Origin of the sequence: Pseudomonas sp. R62 (genome assembly GCF_000257605.1) — a bacterium.
Taxonomy (GTDB): Bacteria; Pseudomonadota; Gammaproteobacteria; order Pseudomonadales; family Pseudomonadaceae; genus Aquipseudomonas; species Aquipseudomonas atacamensis.
In genome coordinates this window covers 2,566,887-2,570,842 of sequence record NZ_JH635998.1, presented here as the reverse complement: position 1 = coordinate 2,570,842, position 3,956 = coordinate 2,566,887, and the positions used below count along the sequence as shown (strand labels likewise).

Annotated in this window: 2 protein-coding genes and 1 pseudogene; 2 read left to right on the top strand and 1 reads right to left on the bottom strand. The window is 60.5% G+C overall.

Annotated elements, in window-relative coordinates; genetic code table 11:
* Together OQK_RS12535 and ilvD are read left to right on the top strand one after the other, a co-directional pair.
* A partial coding sequence (locus OQK_RS12535) for an MFS transporter (RefSeq protein ID WP_016772697.1) occupies positions 1–1,216 on the top strand: 1,216 nt, incomplete at its 5' end.
* Positions 1,217–1,472: 256 nt separating this feature from the next.
* A complete protein-coding gene (gene ilvD, locus OQK_RS12530; RefSeq protein ID WP_016772696.1) occupies positions 1,473–3,314 on the top strand; it encodes a dihydroxy-acid dehydratase in 1,842 nt (613 codons plus the stop codon).
* Between the two features lie 94 nt (positions 3,315–3,408).
* Here the strand turns inward: ilvD and OQK_RS12525 are convergent.
* A pseudogene (locus tag OQK_RS12525) lies at positions 3,409–3,956 on the bottom strand (haloacid dehalogenase-like hydrolase); the annotation flags it as partial.

Here is a 3,956-nt window from a genome sequence, read left to right as displayed (position 1 = left end):
TGTAGCTACCCGCCGGCAACAACGCGGTGCCGTCAGCCTGTTGTTGGCGATGATCCTGCTTGGCGTGTTTCCGCTGGATGTGCTGCTGCCTTCTTTTCCGGCATTGGCAGCCCACTTTGGCCGATCGTCAAACGACATCGCGCTGTCGATCAGTCTGTTTGCCGTGGGCATCGCATTTGCCCAGTTGTTGATCGGCCCGTTGTCCGATGTGATCGGGCGCAAAGGTCTGCTGCTCGCGGGCATGAGCGTGTCGCTGCTCGGCGCACTGGGCTGCGTGCTGAGCACTGACTACACGCTGTTCCTGATTTTCCGGGTGATGCAGGCGCTGGGATGCGGTTGCTTCGTGCTGTCCCAGGCACTGGTGCAGGATCTGTTCGAAGGCAACGAGCGTGATCGCCTGCGGATCCTGATGGTCACCGCCACGGGCATCTTCATTTCGGTATCACCATTGGCGGGCACGTTTCTGCAGGCCACGCTCGGCTGGCGCGGCAGCTTCTGGGTGTTCATCGCCTTGGCCGCCGTGGTTCTGGTGAAGACGTGGCGGCTGCTCGATAACAGCCGGCCCGTTCAGAATGGGCCACATGGGGGTTTCATAAAGCCCTACAGATTGGTGCTGGGCAATTTCGAATTCGTCGGCTGCTGGCTGATTTCCGCCTTCGCTTTCGCCTGCCACTTTTCCTTCATCGTCATTTCCCCGCTGATCTTCATGGAGCAGTTGCAGATGGCACCTTACGATTTTGCCTTGATCCTGCTGATCTACGGCGCCGCCTATGTCTTTGGCGGCCTGTTCGCCAGCGTGCTGAATCGGCATATCAATGCGCAACAGCAGATTTTCACCGGGCTGAGTCTGATCCTGCTCTCGGGGCTGGTGATGCTCTATCTGGCGGCCAATCATGATCTGTCAGCGGCGACGGTGCTGATTCCGATGCTGATCTGCACGGTGGGCACGACCATTTCAAGACCACCGGCCACCTCCCGCGCCATGAGCCTGTTCGCCGAAAATGCCGGCGCATCGGCGTCCGCAGGCAGCACCATCATCTTTATCTGTGGCGGGCTGGTCAGCGCCTTGATCAGCCTCGGCCCGGCCAACCTGCAAGCGACGCTGGGTTACGGCTTCGTGGTGTTGAGCGGCGTATCGCTGTTGCTCAACAGCGTGATTGGCCGTCGCGTCAGCAGTCGGCGCAGCAATCCGGTGATGCCGGGAGGCGACCACTGATCCTGCCAGTCGTCATCCCGCGTGCCTCTTCAGCGGGGGAACAACGCTTTGCGCCATTCCCTCGCGACGCCAGCGGTGTAGAATCGCCTCATTCATCGCCATTCATCCCCGGCGGGTTTATGAGCTCAGGCTGAGACCAGCGGCGATCCCGCAACGTCATCGGCAGCTTCCGGACACACGGCCATTTTTCGGGTGTTTCAGAGGTCAACAGAAGCTCACTCCCCTTTAGTACGTGATTAGCCGCCCGGAGTGCTCCATGCCAGATTACCGCTCGAAAACATCCACCCACGGCCGCAACATGGCCGGCGCCCGCGCACTGTGGCGCGCCACCGGCATGAAAGATGACGACTTCAAGAAGCCGATCATTGCCATCGCCAACTCGTTCACCCAGTTCGTCCCGGGGCATGTGCACCTGAAGGACCTGGGTCAGCTGGTCGCCCGCGAAATCGAACGCGCCGGTGGCGTGGCCAAGGAATTCAACACCATTGCTGTCGATGACGGCATTGCCATGGGCCACGACGGCATGCTGTATTCGCTGCCGAGTCGCGAGATCATCGCAGACTCCGTCGAGTACATGGTCAATGCCCACTGCGCCGACGCCATCGTATGCATTTCCAACTGCGACAAGATCACCCCGGGCATGCTGATGGCTGCACTGCGCCTGAACATCCCGGTGATCTTCGTTTCCGGTGGTCCGATGGAAGCGGGCAAGACCAAACTCGCTTCCCACGGCCTCGACCTCGTCGACGCCATGGTAATCGCCGCCGACTCCAGCGCTTCTGACGAGAAAGTCGCCGAGTACGAGCGTAGCGCCTGCCCGACCTGCGGTTCGTGCTCCGGCATGTTCACCGCCAACTCGATGAACTGCCTGACCGAAGCACTGGGTCTGGCCTTGCCGGGCAACGGTTCTACTCTGGCCACCCACAGCGACCGCGAACAGCTGTTCCTCCAGGCCGGTCGCACCATCGTCGAGCTGTGCAAGCGTTACTACGGCGAGAACGATGACTCCGTGCTGCCGCGCAACATCGCCAACTTCAAGGCGTTCGAGAACGCGATGATGCTCGACATCGCCATGGGCGGTTCGACCAACACCATCCTGCACTTGCTCGCAGCTGCCCAGGAAGCCGAGATCGATTTCGACCTGCGCGACATCGACCGTCTCTCGCGCAGCGTGCCACAGCTGTGCAAAGTCGCACCGAACATCCAGAAGTACCACATGGAAGACGTGCACCGCGCCGGCGGCATTTTCAGCATCCTCGGTTCGCTGGCCCGTGGCGGCCTGCTGCACACCGACCTGCCGACCGTGCACAGCCGCAGCATGGAAGAAGCCATCGCCAAGTGGGACATCACCCAGACCAGCGACGAAGCCGTGCATCACTTCTTCAAGGCAGGTCCTGCGGGCATTCCGACCCAGACCGCATTCAGCCAGTCGACCCGTTGGGAAACCCTCGACGACGACCGTGAAAACGGCTGCATCCGCAGCTTCGAGCACGCCTATTCGAAAGAAGGCGGCCTCGCCGTGCTGTACGGCAATATCGCGCAGGACGGCTGCGTGGTGAAAACCGCCGGGGTTGATGAGTCGATCCACGTCTTCGAAGGCAACGCGAAGATTTTCGAAAGCCAGGACAGCGCCGTGCGCGGCATCCTCGCTGACGAAGTGAAGGAAGGCGACATCGTCATCATTCGCTACGAAGGCCCGAAAGGCGGCCCGGGCATGCAGGAAATGCTCTACCCGACGTCCTACCTGAAATCCAAAGGTCTGGGCAAAGCCTGCGCGCTGCTCACCGACGGGCGGTTCTCCGGCGGTACTTCCGGCCTGTCGATCGGCCACGCTTCGCCAGAGGCTGCGGCCGGTGGCGCGATCGGTCTGGTGCAGGATGGCGACAAGGTACTGATCGACATTCCGAACCGCTCGATCAACCTGTTGGTCAGCGACGAAGAACTGGCGGCACGCCGCGCCGAGCAGGACAAGAAAGGCTGGAAACCGGTCGAGGTGCGCCCACGCAAAGTGACCACCGCCCTCAAGGCCTACGCCCTGCTGGCGACCAGTGCCGACAAGGGCGCTGTGCGCAACAAGGCGATGCTCGACGGGATATAAAAACAGCTGCGAGCTTCAAGCTTCAAGCTTCAAGCAAGAGCCAAGTTGCTCTTTCTTGCAGCTTGCAGCTCGCAGCTCGCAGCTCGCATCTTCTTTATTGAATATCCTCCGGCTTGACGATTACCCAGTTCTTGTCCGCGGTCACCGGCAAGCCTTCCTTGGCCTGCGCCGCCGCGTGTTTGGCCATCATGCCGTTTATTTGCGTCATGTACTTGTCCTTGCGGTTGATCCACAAGTGAATGCCGCCCTTGGCCACATCGACATCGTGGAACAGCATGTAACCGTCGCTCGTCGGGGTATCGCCACCGACCAGTACCGGTTTTTTCCATTCATCGATATAGGTCAGGATCGCTGCGTGCTTGCCGGCCATCCACGTTGCCGGGGTCCACAGGTACGGCGTCAGCTCCAGGCCGAGGTTGGCCTTCTCGTCATATTTGCCAGCAGTGATCTGTTTGCGCGCAGTGGTCAGCTCGCCGGTCTTCTGATCCTTGAGCAGCAGTGAAACGCCAATGACGTTCTGCGGTTTGACGTTGTAGCCATACTTGGGATCCGCCGCGACCATACGCACCAGCTCCTCTGAAGCGGCGGTCATCACGTAAACCTCGATGCCGTTCTCCATCAGCTTGTTGTACAGCTCCTGCT

Excerpts from the sequence above, each read along its gene's own strand:
- ilvD (WP_016772696.1), top strand. The coding sequence starts at position 1,473 with ATGCCAGATTACCGCTCGAAAACATCCACCCACGGCCGCAACATGGCC.